Consider the following 17,275-nt stretch of genomic DNA (forward strand, 5'->3'; position numbering starts at 1 on the left):
GTCGGTCAGCGGCGGGAGCCCTGCAGCCAGCGACCGAGCCACCGACTCAGCCGCGGCATGAGCAGCCGCAGCGCCGTCACGACGTAGGCCGCCGACAGCAGCAACCGCAGGGGCCAGGGCCAGCCGTCCACCAGCGGAAGGGCGAGCACCTGGAAGCTCGAGGTGAACAGCAGGACGACGGCGACGGTCAGCAGCCAGCTGCGCCAGGCCGGCCCCGGTCTCGCAGGCACCGCGAAGAAGGTCTCCAGGCCGACGGCCCGGGAGATCCGCTCGTCCTCGACGAGCTGCTGGACCCGGTCCAGCGCTTCGCGCCGCTCGCCCGAGCGCTCCCAGCCGGCCAGTGACTCACCATCGCGGAACCGGTAGACCAGGTGGTACTCGTCGCTGGCCGGACCGGGCCGGAGCAGCGTCGAGCCGAGGTGCCCGGGGAACGAGGCGGCGAGCCGCTGGACGTCGGCGGCCCACCGCTCGAAGGCGTCTTGCCGCTCGGGCCGCACCACGCGCGCGACCGTGACCGTCACGGGCTCGGGGGCCGGGGCGGCGGGCGCGGCGCCACCGACGAGTCGGGTCCGGAAGCGTTCGGTGACCTGCACGCCGGGTGCAGCGCGCCCCGACGGCCACCGCTTCCCGCATGTCAGTGGCCTCACACCGTGGGAGCAGGGCCGCCCGCGAACAGGGATCATGGGACGCGTGCCCGAGGGAGACACCGTCTGGCTGGCGGCCGAGCGCATGCGCACGGCGCTGGCCGGAGCGACGCTGCGCCGCGGTGAGTTCCGGCTCCCCCAGCTGGCCGCCCTGGATCTCACCGGCGCAACCGTCACCGAGGTCGTGCCCCGCGGCAAGCACCTGCTGCTCCGGCTGGCCGACGGCCGCACGCTGCGCACCCACTTCCGGATGGACGGGAGCTGGCACATCTACCGTCCCGGGACCCGGTGGCGCGGAGGCCCCGCCCACGACGTCCGGATCGTCCTGGCCACCGACGAGTGGGAGTGCGTCGGCTACCGGTTGCACGACGTCGAGTTCGTGCCGACGTCGGAGGAGGACCGGCTCGTCGGGCACCTCGGCCCGGACATCCTCGGCCCGGACTGGGACCTGGAGGAGGCGTTGCGCCGGCTGCGGGGCCACCCCGACGAGCAGGTGGGCGTGGCGATCCTTGACCAGCGCAACCTCGCGGGGATCGGCAACCTCTACAAGGTGGAGTCGCTGTTCCTCGCCGGGGTGCACCCGTGGGCGCGCGTGGCCGACGTCGACGAGCGCCTGGCACCTTTGGTGGAGCGGGCGCAGCGGCTGATGCGCGCCAACCTCGGGCACCCGGAGCAGAGCACCACGGGCGATCTGCGCCGCGGTTCCGACCACTGGGTGTACGGGCGCACGGGCAAGCCGTGCCGGCGATGCCGGACACCGATCCTCATGGGTGACCAGGGGCCGCACCTGCAGGAGCGGGTGACCTGCTGGTGCCCGCGCTGCCAGGCGGCCCGGTCCCCCGTCGACCCGCAGGCGCGGACCGGGGAGCCCGGCCGGCCGCGCCCCGTCGCCACACCCCGCTGAGAACGGTCCTGCCCCCACCGTGCGCGCACGGTGGGGGCAGGACCGCCCTCGCTCAGCGGCTCGGCGGGAGCCTGCGGGGGACGGGCCTCCTGCTACTGCGCCTGGGGCCGGTCGGCCGACTGGGCCTGGCGCTGCTCGGCCGAGTCGGGAAGAGACGTGCCCTGCTCGATCGCGCCGGCGGCGGACGTGCCCTCGACGGCCGGTGCGTTCCCGCCCAAGGAGGCGCGGATCTGGTCCAGGCGGGAGGCGCCGGCGACGTCGAGCGTCGCCTTCTGCACCTCGAGCATCCGGCCCTCCACGGAGGTCTGCGCCAGCTCGGCCTGGCCGAGCGCGTTGGCGTACCGGGCCTCGATCTTGTCGCGGACCTCCGACAACGACGGCGTGTTGCCCGGCGCGGAGAGCTCGTTGACCTGGCGCAGGGAGTCGGCGACGTGCTCCTGCATCTTGGCCTGCTCGAGCTGGCTCATCAGCTTGGTCCGCTCGGCCAGCGTCGTCTGCAGCCGCATGCGGGACTGCTCCACGGCGCCACGGGCCTGCTCGGCGGCCTGCAGTGCCTCGTCGTGGCTGCGCTTGAGGTCCTCCATCGACTGCTCGGCGGCCACCAGCTGGGTGGCGAACGCCTGGGCGGCCTGCTCGTACTCGGCGGCCTTGGCCGCGTCCCCCTTGCCCCGCGTCTGGTCGGCGAGGACCAGTGCCTGACGGGCGGAGGCCTGCAGCTTCTCCACCTCGGACAGCTGCCGGTTGAGCCGCATCTCCAGCTGCCGCTGGTTGCCCAGGACGGCGGCGGCCTGGTTGGCCAGCGACTGGTGGCGCTGCTGCTCGGCCTCGATGGCCTGCGCGATCTGGATCTTCGGATCCGCCCGCTGGTCGATCTGGGCGTTGGCCGACGCGGTGAGGTACTTCCACAGCTTCACGAACGGATTGGGCATGGGGTCCTCCTGCTCCGGCGTGGAAGCCGGCCCGGCGATGCTCGTCACCCAGCATCGTCCCAGGTGATCACCGTCGGGAGCCAACGCGGGCGCGGCACCGGGCCGCGCGGCTAGGGTTTCCGACGTGCAGCCCGCCGGTCCGATCCTCTGCGTCCTCGGTGAGCTGGTCGTCGACCTGCTGCCCGTTCCCGAAACCGGCGCGGGCCCGGAGGGGACCGCGCCGCACTACGTCGCCCGGCCCGGCGGCAACGCCCTCAACGTCGCCGTCGCCGCCGGCCGGCTCGGCGCCCCCGTCCGGCTGCTGGCCCGGCTGGGCACCGGGCCGCTGGCCGGGCACCTGCGCCGGCACGCCGAGCTGTCCGGCGTGGACACCGCGGCCTTCGTCGAGGCCGCGGAGCCGGTCAGCGTGGCGGTCGTCGGCCTGGGTGGCGACGGCTCCCCCGACTACGGCTTCCACGTGCTGGGCGCCGCGGACTGGCAGTGGACCGACGACGAGCTGGCGCGGGCCCTCCCCGGTTCCGTGGGCGCCCTGCACGTGGGCTCGATCTCCAGTTGGACCGAGCCCGGCAGCGGCGCCATCGCCCGGTTGGTCGAGCGGCTCTCGGGGGAGGCGCTGATCAGCGTCGACCCGAACATCCGCCCGATGCTGGCCGAGGGCCCGGTCGGCGGCAGCCTCGGCAACGACCGGCCGTCGGTCACCCGGCGGTTGGACGAGCTGGTGTCCCGTGCGGACCTGGTGAAGGTCAGCGCCGAGGACCTCGCCTGGCTGGAGCCGGAGACCACGGACCTCGACGACGCGGCACACCGCTGGGCGCAGCGGGGCCCGGCCCTCGTCGTCCTGACCGACGGCGGCGCACCGCTGCGGATCGCGCGCCCCGGCCGGCCCGTGCTCCACCGGGAGAGCCCGCGCGTCGACGTCGTCGACACCGTCGGCGCCGGCGACTCGCTGGCGGCCGGCCTGCTCACCGGACTGCTGGCCACCGGCACCACCACCCGGCGTTCGCTGGCGGAGCTGCCCGACGAGGAGCTGCTGGCCCTGGTCGACGACGCGGCGCTGGTCGCGGCGCTGAACTGCACCCGCGTGGGCGCCGATCCCCCGACGCGCGACGAGCTGGCCGCCGCCCGGGACCGCCGGTGACCGGCGACGGTCTCCGTGTGGTCGGCTTCGAGGAGCTCTCCGCCGGGGCGCTGCGCGGCCGGCTGCTGGCCCGCCGCGCCGAGTTCTGGGCCGGGTCCCCGCTGGCCGACGACGCGGTGGTGGCCCTGCACGACCCGGTCTTCTTCCACCAGCTCGGCGGCTTCGGCGCCGCCGCGCTCACGCCTGAGGACGAGGACGCCGGCTACCTGCTGGGCGTGGTGAGCGCCGACCGGCTCGCCGTCGTCCAGGCCGTCGCCGTGCACCCCGGACGGCGGGGCAGCGGCGTCGCGACCCGGCTGCTCCAGCGGTTCACCGACCTCGCCGTCGGCGTCGGGGCGCGGGCCGTGCAGGCCGTGGCCCTTCCCGGTGACGCGGGCGCCGCTGCGCTGGCCGCGCGTCTCGGAGCCGCCGGAGCTCCGTCCCCGGGGCACGGCGGGCCCGGCGACGACCGGGTGGTCTTCACCCGCGGCCTTCCCGTGCGCTGAGCGGTTCAGCCCGCGGGCTGCAGGAGCTGCGCCACGAGCACGGCGTGCCGCCGCCGCTGCGTCGTCGGCCCGGGCTGGAGCACCACGCCCAGCAGCCACCGGGCAGCCAGTTCCGCGCCGTCGCCACCGACGTGCAGCGCAGCGGCCAGCCGCCCGGTGAGCTCCGCCCAGCCGCTGGCGTCGGGGGTCAGCAGCGCGATCAGGCCCTCCGGCTCGGTGGTCGCCATCCTGCGCAGCACCGGGTGGGTGGCGAGTTCGTCGGCGAGTGCGGCGAGGGCCACGGGAACGGGGAGGGCTTCGGCCAGGTCGGTGAGCCGCTGCAGCTCGGGGCCCAGCAGGGCACGCGCCACCTCGTCCTTGCTCCGGAAGTGGTTGTAGAGCGTGGCCTTGGCGACCCCCGCGGCGGCGGCCACCGACTGCATGGTGCTGCGGCGGGGACCGTGGTCGGCGAAGGCGCGGGCGGCACCGTCGAGCAGCCCCGCCCGGGTGCGGTTGACGACGCCCCGGGTGCGCCCGCCGGTGGTCAGGCGGCCAGCGAGACGGTGTCGCGCCGCCGGGCGGTGCGGCCCTGCTGCGCGGCGCCGACGAGCGCCAGCGCGGGCTCGGCGGCGGCATCGCCCCCCGCGGGGACGGCGGCGACCTCGCCGGAGGCGGCGATCGGGTGGACCCCACCGCCGGCGGCCGCGCCGCGCAGCTCGAGGCTCACCTCGGCGAGCAGGTCGGCCAGCTCCACCTCGAGGGCCTCGCAGATGGAGGCGAGCAGCTCGGAGGAGGCCTCCTTCTGCCCGCGCTCCACCTCGGAGAGGTAGCCCAGGCTGACCCGGGCGGCACCGGAGACGTCGCGCAACGTGCGGTGCTGACGCAGCCGGTGGCCGCGCAGCGTGTTCCCGAGCTGGGTGCGCAGCAGCATCATGGCCGTCTCCTGTCCTGCGAGCGGGGAAGCGGCGGTGCCGTCAGGCACCGTGCGCTCACGGTACGCGGCGCGTGCGCCGTCAGCCCACCGACGGGGCCGAGTCCGCTCATGGCGTAACGCCCGCTGCCGGGGTGTCGTTCCCGCTGGTGGGGTCGCGCAGCCGGTCCAGCAGGGCGGCGAACGCGCTGGCGACCGCGGCGCCGCGCACGGCCGCGCGGTCCCCGGGCAGGTCGAGCTCGGCCACGTCGGTGCGCTCGCCGTCGCTGAGCCCCAGGTAGACCCGCCCCGGGCGGTGCCCGTCCACCGGGTCGGGGCCGGCGACGCCGGTGAGGCCGACGCCCCAGCCGGCCGCGCACCGCTCGCGGATCCCCTCGGCGAGCGCGGCGGCCGTCTGCCGGCTGACCGGCCCGTGCGCGGCCAGCAGGTCGGCCGACACCCCGGCGAGGGCGGTCTTGAGGTCGGTGGCGTAGACGACGGCTCCCCCGCGCAGCGTGGCGCTCGCGCCCGGGACCGAGGCGAGGGTGGCGCAGAACAGGCCGGCGGTGAGCGACTCCGCCGCGGCGACGGTCACCCCGCGCGTCAGCAGCGCCCGGTGCACCTCGGCCGCGAGCGATTCGAGCGCGGTCCGGTCGGCCGGCGTGCTCATCGGTTCAGGCGGCGGTGTCGGTGCGGGTGCCGGTGCTCGGCCCCGCCGCCCGTCGCGCGGTGGCGGCCCGCATGGCGCGGGCGCTGGTCTGGCGGAGGGTGACCGCCCGGTAGACGTAGTCCAGCCCGGTGAGCACGGTCAGCACCACGGCGGCGGCCATCACCCACCAGCGGGTGGTGGCCAGGGCCCCGGTCAGCGGCAGGATGTACAGCGCGATCGCCAGCGACTGGAGCACGGTCTTGGCCTTGCCGCCCCGGCTGGCCGCGATGACGCCGTGCCGGATGACCCACAGCCGCAGCAGGGTCACCCCCACCTCGCGCACCAGGATCACCGCCGTCACCCACCACGGCAGCAGCGCCAGCACCGACAGCCCGATGAGCGCCGTGCCGGTGAGCGCCTTGTCGGCGATGGGGTCGGCGAGCGTGCCGAACTCGGTGACCTGACCGGTCCGCCGGGCGATCATCCCGTCGTAGCGGTCGGTGAGGATCGCCAGACCGAAGACCAGCGTCGCCCAGTAGCGGCTGGTGTCGTCGAGGCTGTCGTCCCGCAGCAGCAGGACGGCGAAGACGGGGACGACCGCCAGCCGCAGCACCGTGAGGGCATTGGGCAGGTTGACCAGCCGCACCGACCGCGGAGGCGTGGCTGCCGGGTCGGGGGCGGCGTCGGTCACCTGGGTCACCGCCCGGCCGCGGGGACGGCGGCCGCGGGGACGGCGGCGACCAGGTCGACGCCCTCGGTGCCGACCACCTGGGCGGTCACCAGCTGCCCGGCGACCGCACCGTCCGGGACGCCGGTCACCGTGGTGGTGCCGTCGGCGTCCGGGTCCTGGTGGCCGGCGTGCCCGCGCCAGGTGCCGGGGCCGTCGGTGGCGGAGAGGTCCTCGGTGAGCAGCACCTCGACCTGCTCGCCGATCCGGTCCTCGGCGCGCTGGGCCGTCAGCTCCTCGACCAGGTCGGTGATCCGCCGGACGCGTGCGTCGATCTCGGCCTGGTCCAGCTTTCCGTCCAGCCGCATCGCCTCGGTGCCCTCCTCGTCGGAGTAGCCGAACACACCGACCGCGTCGAGGCGGCCCTCGGTGAGGAAGCGCTCGAGCTCCGCGACGTCCTCCTCGGTCTCCCCCGGGAAGCCGAGGATGACGTTGGTGCGGAAACCGGCGCCGGGCGCCAGGCTACGGGCCCGCTCGATGGTGCGCAGGAAGTCGTCGGTGCCACCGAACCGGCGCATGCGCCTCAGCAGGGTCGGCGAGGAGTGCTGGAACGACAGGTCGAAGTACGGCGCGACGCCGCCGGTGCCGGCGATCACCTCCAGCAGACCCGGGCGCAGCTCGGCCGGCTGCAGGTAGGCCACCCGCACCCGGACGATGCCCTCGACCGCCGCCAGCTGGGGCAGCAGCTTCTCCAGGGACCGCAGGTCGCCGAGGTCCTTGCCGTAGGACGTCGAGTTCTCGCTGACCAGCACCAGCTCGGTGACGCCCTGGGAGGCCAGCCAGTGCGCCTCGGAGAGCACCTCGGCGGGCGGACGCGAGACGAACGCGCCGCGGAAGGTCGGGATGGCGCAGAACGCGCAGCGCCGGTCGCAGCCCGATGCGAGCTTCAGCGCCGCGGACGGACCCGAGGCGAGCCGGCGGCGGCGCAGCCAGTCGTGCCCGGGGAGAGCCGGCGCGGCGTCGTCCACCCGGCCGCCTGCGCCGGCGAGGACCGCCGACCGCTCGACCGGGCTGATCGGCAGCAGCGTGCGGCGGTCGCGCGGGGTGTGCGGCGCGAGGGGACGGCCGGCGAGGACGTCGTCGAGACGGTCCCCGATCGCCGAGTAGTCGTCGAAGCCCAGCACGGTGGCCTCCGGCAGCGCACCGGCGAGCTCGGAGCCGTAGCGCTCGGCCATGCAGCCGACGGCGACCACGGAGGCACCGGAGTCGGTCGCGGCGAGGATCGCGTCGACGGAGTCCTTCTTGGCGGTCTCGATGAACCCGCAGGTGTTGACCAGGACCGCGTCGGCACCTTCGGCGTCCTCGACGAGCTGGTAGCCCTCCGCGGCCAGCCGGCCGGCCAGCTCTTCCGAGTCGACCTCGTTGCGTGCGCAGCCGAGCGTCACCACGGCCACGGTCCGGGCAGAGCTGGGCGCGGCTGTCACCCGGCCATCGTAGGCGAAGGACCCTCGTGCCCCCCGACCCTCGCACGCTCGGGCCGGGACCCTGCACGAGGGCCGTTCCAGATCGTCACGTTCCGCCACGCAGGGTGAACAGCGTGGCCTCGAGCTCGTCGGGCTTGACCAGGACGTCGCGGGCCTTGGAGCCCTCGGAGGGGCCGACGATGCCTCGGCTCTCCATGAGATCCATGAGCCGCCCGGCCTTCGCGAACCCGACCCGTAGCTTGCGCTGCAGCATCGACGTCGACCCGAACTGGCTGGTGACGATCAGCTCGACCGCCTGCACCAGCAGGTCCAGGTCACCGCCGATGTCCTCGTCGATCTCCTTCTTCTCACCGGCGCTGCCCGCGGAGAAGACCTCCTCGCGGTACTCCGGCTCGGCCTGCCGCTTGGTGAACTCGACGACGGCCTCGATCTCGGCGTCGGTGACGAAGGCGCCCTGGACGCGCATCGGCTTGCCGGCGCCGATGGGCATGAACAGGGCGTCACCCATGCCGATGAGCTTCTCCGCGCCCGGCTGGTCGAGGATGACCCGGCTGTCGGTGAGGCTGGAGGTCGAGAAGGCCAGCCGCGACGGCACGTTCGCCTTGATCAGGCCGGTGACGACGTCGACCGAGGGGCGCTGCGTGGCCAGGATCAGGTGGATGCCGGCGGCACGGGCCTTCTGGGTGATCCGGACGATGTGCTCCTCGACGTCCCGCGGCGCGACCATCATCAGATCGGCGAGCTCGTCGACGATCGCCAGGATGTACGGGTAGGGCCGGTAGACCCGCTCGCTGCCGGGCGGCGCGGTGATCTCACCCTTCTCGACCTTGCGGTTGAAGTCGTCGATGTGCCGGACGCCGGTGGACTTCATGTCCTGGTAGCGCTGCTCCATCTCCTCGACCAGCCAGGCCAGCGCGGTGGCGGCCTTCTTGGGGTCGGTGATGATCGGCGTGATCAGGTGCGGGATGCCGTCGTAGGGCGTCAGCTCGACCATCTTCGGGTCGACCAGGATCATCCGGAGCTGGTCCGGCGTCGCCCGCAGCAGCAGCGAGGTCAGGATCGAGTTGACGCAGCTGGACTTGCCGGCACCGGTGGCACCGGCGACCAGCAGGTGCGGCATCTTCGCCAGGTTGGCGCAGACGAACCCGCCCTCGATGTCCTTGCCGAGGCCGACCAGCATCGGGTGCGGGTCCTGCTTGGCCGCCTGCGAGCGCAGCACGTCGCCGAGGCTGACCTTCTCGCGGTCGGTGTTGGGCACCTCGATGCCGACGGCGGACTTGCCGGGGATCGGCGCCAGGATGCGGATGTTGTCGTTGGCCACCGCGTAGGCCATGTTGCGGGTCAGCGCGGTGATCTTCTCGACCTTCACGCCCTGGCCGAGCTCGACCTCGTAGCGGGTGACCGTCGGGCCACGGGTGAAGCCGGTGACGGCGGCGTCGATGCTGAACTGCTCCAGGACACCGCTGATCGCGGCGATCGCGACGTCGTTGGCCTTCGAGCGGGCGCGCGGCGGGTCGCCGGGGCGCAGGGTCGACAGCGCCGGCAGCACGTAGTCGCCCTCGACCGGCTGGATCGACAGCTGCTCCGGCTCGGTGATCGGCGGGAGCTCCTCCGGCGGGGAGGTGCGGTCGACGACCGACGGCCGCGCGGCCGGCACCGGCGGCGGGGGCGCCAGCACGGTGTGCTCCGGGTCGGTGGTGCGGGTGGCCTCGGGGGCGTCGGCGTACGCGGCGTGGTCGATCGGGCCGGTGGTGAGCAGGTCCTCGGACACGGAACGTCGGCGCGACCGGCGGCTGACCGGCGCCTCCTCGGGCTCCTCGTCGTCGTGGTCGCCGTACCCGTCCTCGTCGTACTCGTCCCGGCCTAGCAGCCGGTCGGTGAACTCCCGCAGCCGCTCGGGGATCTGGTGCACCGGCGTGGCGGTGATGACCAGCAGCCCGAAGAAGGCCAGCAGCACGAGGAGGACGACGGTGACCACCGCGCCCACCCCGGCGGTCAGCGGCGTGCCGACGGCCCAGCCGACGAGTCCCCCGGAGCCGGGCCGGCCGGCCTGTGGATCGGCCGGCGTGCCGACGATGTGCGCGATGGCGAGCACGGAGGCGACCGTGCACAACCAGCCGATGACCAGGCGGCCACGCGCTTCGGGGCGGGGCCCGCGGCGCAGCAGTCGCAGGGCCGCGAAGAACAGGACGACGGGCAGCGCCATGACCAGGGAGCCGATGACCCAGCGCACCGCGTCGGTCAGCCCGGCACCGACCGGTCCGATGCCGTTGCCCCAGGCGGCGGCCCCCAGCACGATCGCGAGGCCGAGCACCGCCAGCCCGACCCCGTCGCGCCGGTGCTCCGGCGCGAGCGGCTCGGCCTCCTCGGGCCGGGCGACCGAGCGGGCGAGCCCGCCGGCGCCGCGGGCCAGCAGGTTCCAGCCGCCGCTGGCGATCCGCCACAGCGACGGACCCGACGACGGCTTCTTCTTGGCCGGCGGGCGCCGGCTGGGGGCCCGCTTGGCGGCGGGCCCCTTCTTGCTCGCCGCCGTCGAACCCGATCGGCTGCGGGTCGCGGCCGGCCGACGGTTCGACGTGGTGCGGGCAGGCATGCGTCAGACCGTAATCCCGAGGACGGTCCCGGCCGGGCAGGCCGGGCGTCGTGTCCCGCGCCCGCGGCCCATCTCATAACGTCACAGGCATGAGCACCCCGCTCCCCTCCGGCAGCTGGCCCACCCCCATCACCTCCGAGCTGGTGGTCCGCACCGCGGCAGCCCTGGGCGAGGTCCTCGTCGACGGCGACGACGTCTGGTGGTCCGAGGCGCGGCCCGACGAGGGCGGCCGGTCGGCGATCGTGCGGCGGTCCGGCGACGGCACGGTGGCCGACGCGCTGCCCGCCCCCTGGAACGCGCGGACCCGGGTGCACGAGTACGGCGGGGGCGCCTGGACCGTCTCGGGCGGCACGCTGTGGTTCACCCACTTCTCGGACCAGCGGCTGTACCGGCTGGACGCAGGGGCGGACGCCCCCGTCGCCGTCACCCCGGAGCCGGCGCTGCCCGCCGGGGTCCGGTACGCAGACCTGGAGGCCGGACCCGCGGGGCTGCTCGCGGTCCGGGAGACGCATGCCGCGTCGGGCGCCGCGGCCGACGTCGTCAACGAGATCGTCCGGATCGCGGCGGACGGCGACACCGAGGTGCTGGTCTCCGGGCCGGACTTCGTCTCCGACCCGCGCCGCTCCCCCGACGGGTCCGCGCTGGCCTGGCTGCAGTGGGACCACCCCGCCATGCCGTGGGACGCCGCGCAACTGGTGGTCCGCGACGCCACCGGCGCCGAGACGGTCGTCGCCGGCGGCCCGGGAGAGTCCGTGGTCCAGCCGGTGTGGGCGCCCGACGGCACCTTGTGGTTCCTCTGCGACCGCACCGACGTCTGGTCGCTGTACCGATGGCGTCCGAGGGGCGACACCGAGCTGGTCCTCGACGTGGGCACCGACATCGCGGGCCCGCAGTGGCGGTTCGGCGCCAGCCGGTTCGCCCTGCTCGACGACGGGCGGATCGTCCTGGCCTACGGCCGGGACGGGGTGGACCGGCTCGCCGTCCTCGCCGCCGACGGCGCGCCGCGCGAGCTGGACGTCCCCTACGCCTCGTTCGCGTACCTCCGCGCGCAGGGCACGTCGGTCGTGTGCGCGGCCGGCGGACCGGCGGCCGAGCCGGTGGTGCTGCGCGCCCCCACCGACGGCGGCGACGCCGAGGTGCTGCGCCCCGCGCGTGACCTCGGGCTGGACCCGGCGTGGTTCCCCCGGCCCGAGTTCCGCGCCTTCGCGACGCCCGACGACGGCACCGGCATCCCGGTGGCGCACGCCGTCGTCTACCCGCCGACGAACCCCGAGACGACCGCCCCCGACGGGGACCTGCCACCGCTGGTGGTCATGGTCCACGGCGGGCCGACGTCCAGCCACAGCCGCGTGCTGAACCTGGAGATCCAGTACTTGACCTCCCGCGGGTTCTGCGTGGCGCACGTCGACTACCGCGGCTCCACCGGCTACGGCCGCCGCTACCGCGACGCCCTGCAGGGGCGGTGGGGCGTGGTCGACCTCGACGACGTGGTCGCCTGCGCCCGCTCCCTCGCCGACGCCGGCCGGGTCGACCCGGCCCGCATGGCGATCCGCGGCGGCTCGGCCGGCGGGTACACCACCCTCGCCGCCCTGGCCATGCGCCCCGGCGTCTTCACCGCCGGCGCCAGCCACTTCGGAGTCGCCGACCTCGCCGCGCTCGCGGCCGAGACGCACAAGTTCGAGTCCCGCTACCTCGACGGACTGATCGCACCCTGGCCCGAGGGCGCCGCCGTCTACGCCGAGCGGTCGCCGGTCAACCACGTCGACACCCTCGACACCCCGCTGGCGGTCTTCCAGGGCGATGAGGACGCCGTCGTACCGCCGTCGCAGGCGGAGGCCATCGTGGCGGCCCTGCGGGCGAACGGCGTGCCGCACGCCTACCTGCTCTTCGCGGGTGAGCAGCACGGCTTCCGCAAGGCGGAGAACATCAGGGCGGCCCTGGACGGCGAGCTGTCCTTCTACGCCCAGGTGTGGGGCTTCGACCTGCCGGAGGACGAAGGGATCACGCCGATCGAGCTCATCCGGTAGGGGGCACTGTGCCTCGAGGGTGCGTTCCGGTGTTCAGAACGCGCCCTCGAGGCACATGCCCCGTGCTCGGCGAGCCGCTCGGAGCCGTCAGACCTCGAGCACCGTCGGGATGATCATCGGGCGGCGGCGGTGCTTGTCCGACACCCACTTGCCGACGGTGCGCCGGATGATCTGGGACAGCCGGTGTGCGTCGACGCCGTCGTCGGCCAGCGCCCGCTTGAGGTTGTCCTCGACCAGCGCCAGCACCTCGTCGAAGGCCGACGGGTCGTCGGAGAAGCCCTTGGTGGACAGGTGGACCGGCCGCACGATCGTCCTGGTGGACGGCTCGATCACCACGGTCAGCGACACGAAGCCCTCGTCGCCGAGGATGCGGCGGGCCTGCAGCGACTCCTCGCCGACGTCGCCGACGTTGAGCCCGTCGACGTAGACGTCACCGATCGGCACCGACCCGACGATCGAGGCCTTGCCGTCGACGAGGTCCACGACCACGCCGTCCTCGGCCAGGAGGATGCGGTCGGTGCTCATGCCCGTCTCCTGGGCGAGCTTGGCGTGCGCCCGCAGGTGCCGCCACTCGCCGTGCACCGGCATCAGGTAGTGCGGCTTGGCGACGTTGAGCAGCGTGCGCAGCTCGCCGGCCGGGGCGTGCCCGGAGACGTGCACGCGGGCGGTCTCCTTGTGCACGACCGTGGCGCCGAGCCGCGCCAGGCCGTTGATGACCTTGTAGACGGCGGTCTCGTTGCCCGGCACCAGCGAGGAGGCGAGGACGACGGTGTCACCGGCCTCGATGGTCACCTGGTGGTGGTCGCCGCGGGCCATGCGACCCAGCGCGGAGAGCGGCTCGCCCTGCGAGCCGGTGCTGACCAGGACGACCTGCTCGGGCGGCATCTTCGCCGCGTCGTCCAGGGAGACCATGAGGCCGGGTGCCACCCGCAGCAGTCCCAGGTCGCGGGCCACGCCCATGTTGCGGACCATCGAGCGGCCCACCAGCGCCACCTTGCGGCCGTGCTTGTCCGCGCAGTCGAGCACCTGCTGGATCCGGTGCACGTGGCTGGCGAAGCTGGAGACGATCAGCCGCTGCGAGGCGCGGGCGAAGACGTCGTCGAGCACCGGACCGATGCTGCGCTCGGGCGTGACGAAGCCGGGCACCTCGGCGTTGGTGGAGTCGGCCAGCAGCAGGTCGATGCCCTCGACGCCCAGCCGGGCGAACGCCCCCAGATCGGTGAGCACACCGTCCAGGGGCAGCTGGTCCATCTTGAAGTCGCCGGTGTGCACCAGCAGGCCCGCCGGGGTGTTCACGGCGACGGCGAGCGCGTCGGGGATCGAGTGGTTCACCGAGATGAACTCGCAGTGGAACGGCCCCGCCAGGTGGTCGTCGCCGGCGGCGACCTCGACCAGGGTCGCGTCCAGCCGGTGCTCGCGGAGCTTGGCCGCGACCAGCGCGAGGGTGAACCGCGAGCCGACCAGCGGGATGTCCTCGCGCAGCCGCAGCAGGTAGGGGATGGCCCCGATGTGGTCCTCGTGCCCGTGGGTGAGGACGACGGCGACGATGTCGTCGAGCCGGTGCTCGATGACGCCGAAATCGGGCAGGATGAGATCGACCCCCGGCTGCTCGGCCTCCGGGAAGAGGACGCCGCAGTCGATGACCAGCAGCTTTCCGTCGAACTCGAGCACGGCCATGTTGCGGCCGATCTCGCCGAGCCCGCCGAGGGCCATCACGCGCAGCCCGCCCTCGGGCAGCGCCGGGGGGGCCTTGAGATCGAGGTGCGGTTGGGTGACCTGACCACTCACAGGGTTACGCCTCCAGCGGCGAGGTCGTCGCGCAGCTGCGCGAACTGTTCGGGGGTGGCGTCGACCAGCGGTGGCCGGACCGGTCCGGCCGGCAGGCCGAGCGCGTTGAGCGCGGCCTTCACCGTGATGACGCCCTGGGTGCGGAAGATACCGGTGTAGACCGGCAGCAGGCTGTCGTTGATCTCGCGGGCCTTCACCAGGTCCCCGCCCTCGACAGCGGCGATCAGCTCGACCAGGCGGGGGCCGACGACGTGGCTGACGACGCTCACCATGCCGACGCCGCCCAGCGCGAGGATCGGCAGGTTCAGCATGTCCTCGCCGCTGTAGTAGGCGAGGTCGGTACGGGCCATCGTCCAGGCCATGGCGCCGAGGTCGGCCTTGGCGTCCTTCACCGCGACGATCCGCGGGTGCTCCGCCGCGCGCACCAGGGTCTCCACCTCGATGGGCGTGCCGGTGCGCACCGGGATGTCGTAGAGCATCACCGGGAGGTCGGTGCTGTCGGCCACCGAGGTGAAGTGGCGGAGCACGCCCGCCTGCGGAGGCCGGCTGTAGTACGGCGTCACGACCAGGAGGCCGTGGACGCCGAGCTCGGCCGCCGCCCGGGCCTTGTCGATCGAGTGGGCGGTGTCGTAGGTCCCGACGCCGGCGACGACCGTGGCGCGGTCGCCGACGGCGTCCAGCACCACCTCGAGGACGGCGCGCTGCTCGGCGTCGCTGATCGTCGGCGACTCACCCGTCGTACCGAACACGACCAGCCCGTCGTTGCCACCCCGGTCGACCAGGTGCGCGGCCAGCTCCTGGGCTCCGGCCAGGTCGATCGACCCGTCCTCGGCCAGCGGGGTGACCATCGCCGTGAGGAGGCGCCCGAACGGCCGGGCGGGGTCGGTGGTCATGAGGAGAATCTACCCAGCGGAGGGAACTGATTCCCTCACGTACTCCGACACCGCGAACCGCAGCCCGGACGACGACGTCGTCCACCCCTCGACCGGCGCCCGCGACACGCGGCGCCACCCGGGGCCGGGCGCCGGCGCCCAGGTGTCGCCCGCGACGTGGACGTCGACGTCGGTGATCACCAGCCGGTCGGCGTGCGGCAGGAAGGCGGCGTAGACCTCTCCCCCGCCGATCACCCAGCACGGGTGGTGTTCGGCGAGGACCGCCTCCACCGACGCGGCACGGTGCGCCCCGTCGGCCGACCACGCCGGGTCCGACGTCAGGACGACGTTGCGCCGGCCCGGCAGCGGGCGGAAGCGCTCGGGCAGCGACTCCCAGGTGCGCCGGCCCATCACGACGGTCGAGCCCGTCGTCAGCTGCCGGAACAGCGCGAGGTCCTCGGGCAGGTGCCACGGCAGGCCGCCGTCGGCCCCGATCACCCCGTCGCGGGCCTGCGCCCAGATGAGCGAGACGCTCACACCGCCACGGCTGCCCGGATCGCGGGGTGGTGTCGGTAGTCGCGCACGGAGAAGTGCTCGTAGGTGTAGTCGAACAGCGAGGGGGCCGCGGCCAGGTCCAGCGCCGGGAAGGGCAGCACCTCGCGGGAGAGCTGCTCGGTCACCTGCGCGACGTGGTTGTTGTAGATGTGGCAGTCGCCGCCCACCCAGACGAAGTCGCCGGGCGCCAGACCCACCTGGGCGGCGATCATCCGGGTGAGGAGGGCGTAGCTGGCGATGTTGAACGGCACGCCGAGGAACATGTCGGCGCTGCGCTGGTAGAGCTGGCAGGAGAGCTTGCCGTCGGCCACGTAGAACTGGAAGAAGGCGTGGCAGGGCGCCAGCGCCATGTCGGGCAGGGCGGCGACGTTCCAGGCCGAGACGATCATGCGGCGGCTGTCGGGGTCGGTGCGCAGCGTGTCCAGCAGCTGCGCGATCTGGTCGACGTGCCCGCCGTCGGGCGTCGGCCAGGACCGCCACTGCACGCCGTACACCGGGCCGAGCTCGCCCTCCGGGGACGCCCACTCGTTCCAGATCGTGACGCCGTTCTCCCGCAGCCAGCCGACGTTGCTGTCCCCGCGCAGGAACCACAGCAGCTCGACGGCGATCGACTTGAAGTGGACCTTCTTCGTCGTCACCAGGGGGAAGGTCTCCGACAGGTCGTACCGGAGCCGCTCGCCGAAGAGGCTGACGGTGCCGGTGCCCGTCCGGTCGTCCTTCGGCGTCCCCTGCTCCAGGATGCGCCGGAGGAGGTCCTCGTACTGGGTGTCGATCGGAGCTGCCACGGACCCGAGGGTACGGCGGACCGGGGACCGTTCCGGAAGCCCCGCGACGGCCGGTGCCAGAGGTGCGGCCGAGGCGCTCAGCCCTCGGTGACGAACGGGCTGGCGGCGACCTCGGTGCCGTCGGCCAGCGTGCTGATCCGGAAGTCGCCGAACACGTTGGGCGCGATCCGGTGCAGCTCGCGCAGGCAGGCGACCGCGAGCTCGCGGAGCTCGACGTCGGCGTGCTCGCTGGCCCGCATGGCGACGAAGTGGCGCCACGCGCGGTAGTTCCCGGTGACCACGATCCGCGTCTCGGTCGCGTTGGGCAGCACCGAGCGCGCGGCCTGGAGCGCCTGCCTGCGACGCAGGGTCGTGTGGGGGACGTCGGCGAGGCGCTCCGCCAGGCCCTGCAGCAGGTCGTCGTAGGCGGCGCGGGCGGCGTCGGTCGCCGAGACGAACCGGGCGTGCAGCTCCGGGTCCTCGGCGATGACGGCCGGCTCGACGACGGCGGCGTCGCGCTCCGGCACGTGGCGCTGGGACAGCTGGCTGTAGGAGAAGTGCCGGTGGCGGACCAGCTCGTGGGTGAGCGACCGGGAGACGCCGGACAGGTACATGCTCACCGTGCCGTGCTCGAGCACCGCCAGGTGCCCGACCTCGAGGATGTGCCGCAGGTAGCCGGCGTTGGTCGCCGTCGCCGGGTTGGGCTTTCCCCACGACTCGTAGCAGGCCCGGCCGGCGAACTCGGCGAGCGCCTGGCCACCGTCGGCGTCGGTCTCCCACGGCACGTCCGCCGGCGGGGTGAACTGCGTCTGCGCGATGACCTGGACTCGGAGCGGCACGACCGGGGGCACGCCTGGGAGCGTACGGCGGCCTCCGGGCGTCTCCCC

The 17,275-nt window shown here is 74.1% G+C and carries 17 protein-coding genes; 4 read left to right on the plus strand and 13 right to left on the minus strand.

Annotated elements, in window-relative coordinates; translation table 11 throughout:
• Positions 1-5: 5 nt before the first annotated feature.
• Positions 6-593, minus strand: coding sequence for an antibiotic biosynthesis monooxygenase (locus ABC795_RS12480; protein ID WP_347057513.1), 588 nt, complete (start codon positions 591-593; stop codon positions 6-8).
• Positions 594-690: 97 nt separating this feature from the next.
• Between ABC795_RS12480 and ABC795_RS12485 the strand changes: the two genes are divergently transcribed.
• Positions 691-1,548 carry a DNA-formamidopyrimidine glycosylase family protein gene (locus ABC795_RS12485; protein WP_347057514.1) on the plus strand — a complete coding sequence of 286 codons (858 nt, stop codon included), beginning with the start codon at positions 691-693 and terminating at the stop codon, positions 1,546-1,548.
• 92 nt (positions 1,549-1,640) lie between these two features.
• Here the strand turns inward: ABC795_RS12485 and ABC795_RS12490 are convergent, their stop codons facing one another.
• On the minus strand, positions 1,641-2,477 hold the full coding sequence (locus tag ABC795_RS12490) for a PspA/IM30 family protein (protein ID WP_347057515.1): 837 nt from the start codon (positions 2,475-2,477) through the stop codon (positions 1,641-1,643).
• A gap of 124 nt (positions 2,478-2,601) precedes the next feature.
• Here ABC795_RS12490 and ABC795_RS12495 point away from each other — a divergent pair, with 124 nt between their 5' ends.
• Both ABC795_RS12495 and ABC795_RS12500 read left to right on the plus strand, forming a co-directional pair.
• Positions 2,602-3,615, plus strand: coding sequence for a PfkB family carbohydrate kinase (locus tag ABC795_RS12495; RefSeq protein ID WP_347057516.1), 1,014 nt, complete (start codon positions 2,602-2,604; stop codon positions 3,613-3,615).
• A gap of 17 nt (positions 3,616-3,632) precedes the next feature.
• A complete protein-coding gene (locus ABC795_RS12500; RefSeq protein ID WP_347057517.1) occupies positions 3,633-4,100 on the plus strand; it encodes a GNAT family N-acetyltransferase in 468 nt (155 codons plus the stop codon).
• Positions 4,101-4,105: 5 nt separating this feature from the next.
• On the opposite strand, the gene ABC795_RS12505 is transcribed toward ABC795_RS12500, so the two are convergent.
• The 6 genes from ABC795_RS12505 to ABC795_RS12530 form a co-directional block, all read right to left on the minus strand.
• On the minus strand, positions 4,106-4,627 hold the full coding sequence (locus tag ABC795_RS12505) for a helix-turn-helix domain-containing protein (protein WP_347060718.1): 522 nt from the start codon (positions 4,625-4,627) through the stop codon (positions 4,106-4,108).
• Complete coding sequence (locus ABC795_RS12510; protein WP_347057518.1) at positions 4,624-5,013, minus strand: helix-turn-helix transcriptional regulator; 390 nt, start codon at positions 5,011-5,013, stop codon at positions 4,624-4,626. The genes ABC795_RS12505 and ABC795_RS12510 overlap by 4 nt, the downstream gene beginning before the upstream one ends.
• 106 nt (positions 5,014-5,119) lie before the next feature.
• The gene (locus tag ABC795_RS12515) at positions 5,120-5,659 is read right to left on the minus strand and encodes a nicotinamide-nucleotide amidohydrolase family protein (RefSeq protein ID WP_347057519.1); all 540 of its coding nucleotides are present in this window, start codon (positions 5,657-5,659) and stop codon (positions 5,120-5,122) included.
• A 4-nt stretch (positions 5,660-5,663) separates the two neighbouring features.
• Complete coding sequence (pgsA, locus tag ABC795_RS12520) at positions 5,664-6,329, minus strand: CDP-diacylglycerol--glycerol-3-phosphate 3-phosphatidyltransferase (RefSeq protein ID WP_347057520.1); 666 nt, start codon at positions 6,327-6,329, stop codon at positions 5,664-5,666.
• 5 nt (positions 6,330-6,334) lie between these two features.
• Complete coding sequence (rimO, locus tag ABC795_RS12525) at positions 6,335-7,789, minus strand: 30S ribosomal protein S12 methylthiotransferase RimO (RefSeq protein WP_347057521.1); 1,455 nt, start codon at positions 7,787-7,789, stop codon at positions 6,335-6,337.
• 85 nt (positions 7,790-7,874) lie between these two features.
• Positions 7,875-10,382, minus strand: coding sequence for a DNA translocase FtsK 4TM domain-containing protein (locus ABC795_RS12530; RefSeq protein WP_347057522.1), 2,508 nt, complete (start codon positions 10,380-10,382; stop codon positions 7,875-7,877).
• A gap of 89 nt (positions 10,383-10,471) precedes the next feature.
• Between ABC795_RS12530 and ABC795_RS12535 the strand changes: the two genes are divergently transcribed.
• Positions 10,472-12,409 carry a S9 family peptidase gene (locus ABC795_RS12535; protein ID WP_347057523.1) on the plus strand — a complete coding sequence of 646 codons (1,938 nt, stop codon included), beginning with the start codon at positions 10,472-10,474 and terminating at the stop codon, positions 12,407-12,409.
• Between the two features lie 87 nt (positions 12,410-12,496).
• Here ABC795_RS12535 and ABC795_RS12540 read toward each other — a convergent pair whose 3' ends face one another.
• From ABC795_RS12540 to thyX, 5 genes are all read right to left on the minus strand, one after another.
• Positions 12,497-14,197, minus strand: a complete 1,701-nt coding sequence (locus ABC795_RS12540) for a ribonuclease J (RefSeq protein WP_347057524.1) — start codon at positions 14,195-14,197, stop codon at positions 12,497-12,499.
• Positions 14,194-15,090: a 4-hydroxy-tetrahydrodipicolinate synthase gene (gene dapA / locus ABC795_RS12545; RefSeq protein WP_347057525.1), complete on the minus strand. Its 897-nt coding sequence runs from the start codon at positions 15,088-15,090 to the stop codon at positions 14,194-14,196. The genes ABC795_RS12540 and dapA overlap by 4 nt, the downstream gene beginning before the upstream one ends.
• Positions 15,091-15,099: 9 nt before the next feature.
• The gene (locus tag ABC795_RS12550) at positions 15,100-15,606 is read right to left on the minus strand and encodes a dihydrofolate reductase (protein WP_347057526.1); all 507 of its coding nucleotides are present in this window, start codon (positions 15,604-15,606) and stop codon (positions 15,100-15,102) included.
• Positions 15,603-16,409 carry a thymidylate synthase gene (locus ABC795_RS12555; RefSeq protein WP_347057527.1) on the minus strand — a complete coding sequence of 269 codons (807 nt, stop codon included), beginning with the start codon at positions 16,407-16,409 and terminating at the stop codon, positions 15,603-15,605. The genes ABC795_RS12550 and ABC795_RS12555 overlap by 4 nt, the downstream gene beginning before the upstream one ends.
• A gap of 77 nt (positions 16,410-16,486) precedes the next feature.
• Positions 16,487-17,239, minus strand: a complete 753-nt coding sequence (thyX, locus tag ABC795_RS12560; protein ID WP_347057528.1) for an FAD-dependent thymidylate synthase — start codon at positions 17,237-17,239, stop codon at positions 16,487-16,489.
• Between the last annotated feature and the right edge of the window lie 36 nt (positions 17,240-17,275).

This window comes from Blastococcus sp. HT6-30 (genome assembly GCF_039729015.1).
In the GTDB taxonomy this organism is placed as follows: Bacteria; Actinomycetota; Actinomycetes; order Mycobacteriales; family Geodermatophilaceae; genus Blastococcus.

What these genes read in the sequence shown, in the direction of transcription:
- ABC795_RS12490 (WP_347057515.1), bottom strand. Translation starts at nt 2,477, where the DNA reads ATGCCCAATCCGTTCGTGAAGCTGTGGAAGTACCTCACCGCGTCGGCC.
- ABC795_RS12510 (WP_347057518.1), bottom strand. Translation starts at nt 5,013, where the DNA reads ATGATGCTGCTGCGCACCCAGCTCGGGAACACGCTGCGCGGCCACCGG.
- ABC795_RS12515 (WP_347057519.1), bottom strand. Translation starts at nt 5,659, where the DNA reads ATGAGCACGCCGGCCGACCGGACCGCGCTCGAATCGCTCGCGGCCGAG.
- ABC795_RS12530 (WP_347057522.1), bottom strand. Translation starts at nt 10,382, where the DNA reads ATGCCTGCCCGCACCACGTCGAACCGTCGGCCGGCCGCGACCCGCAGC.
- ABC795_RS12535 (WP_347057523.1), top strand. Translation starts at nt 10,472, where the DNA reads ATGAGCACCCCGCTCCCCTCCGGCAGCTGGCCCACCCCCATCACCTCC.
- dapA (WP_347057525.1), bottom strand. Translation starts at nt 15,090, where the DNA reads ATGACCACCGACCCCGCCCGGCCGTTCGGGCGCCTCCTCACGGCGATG.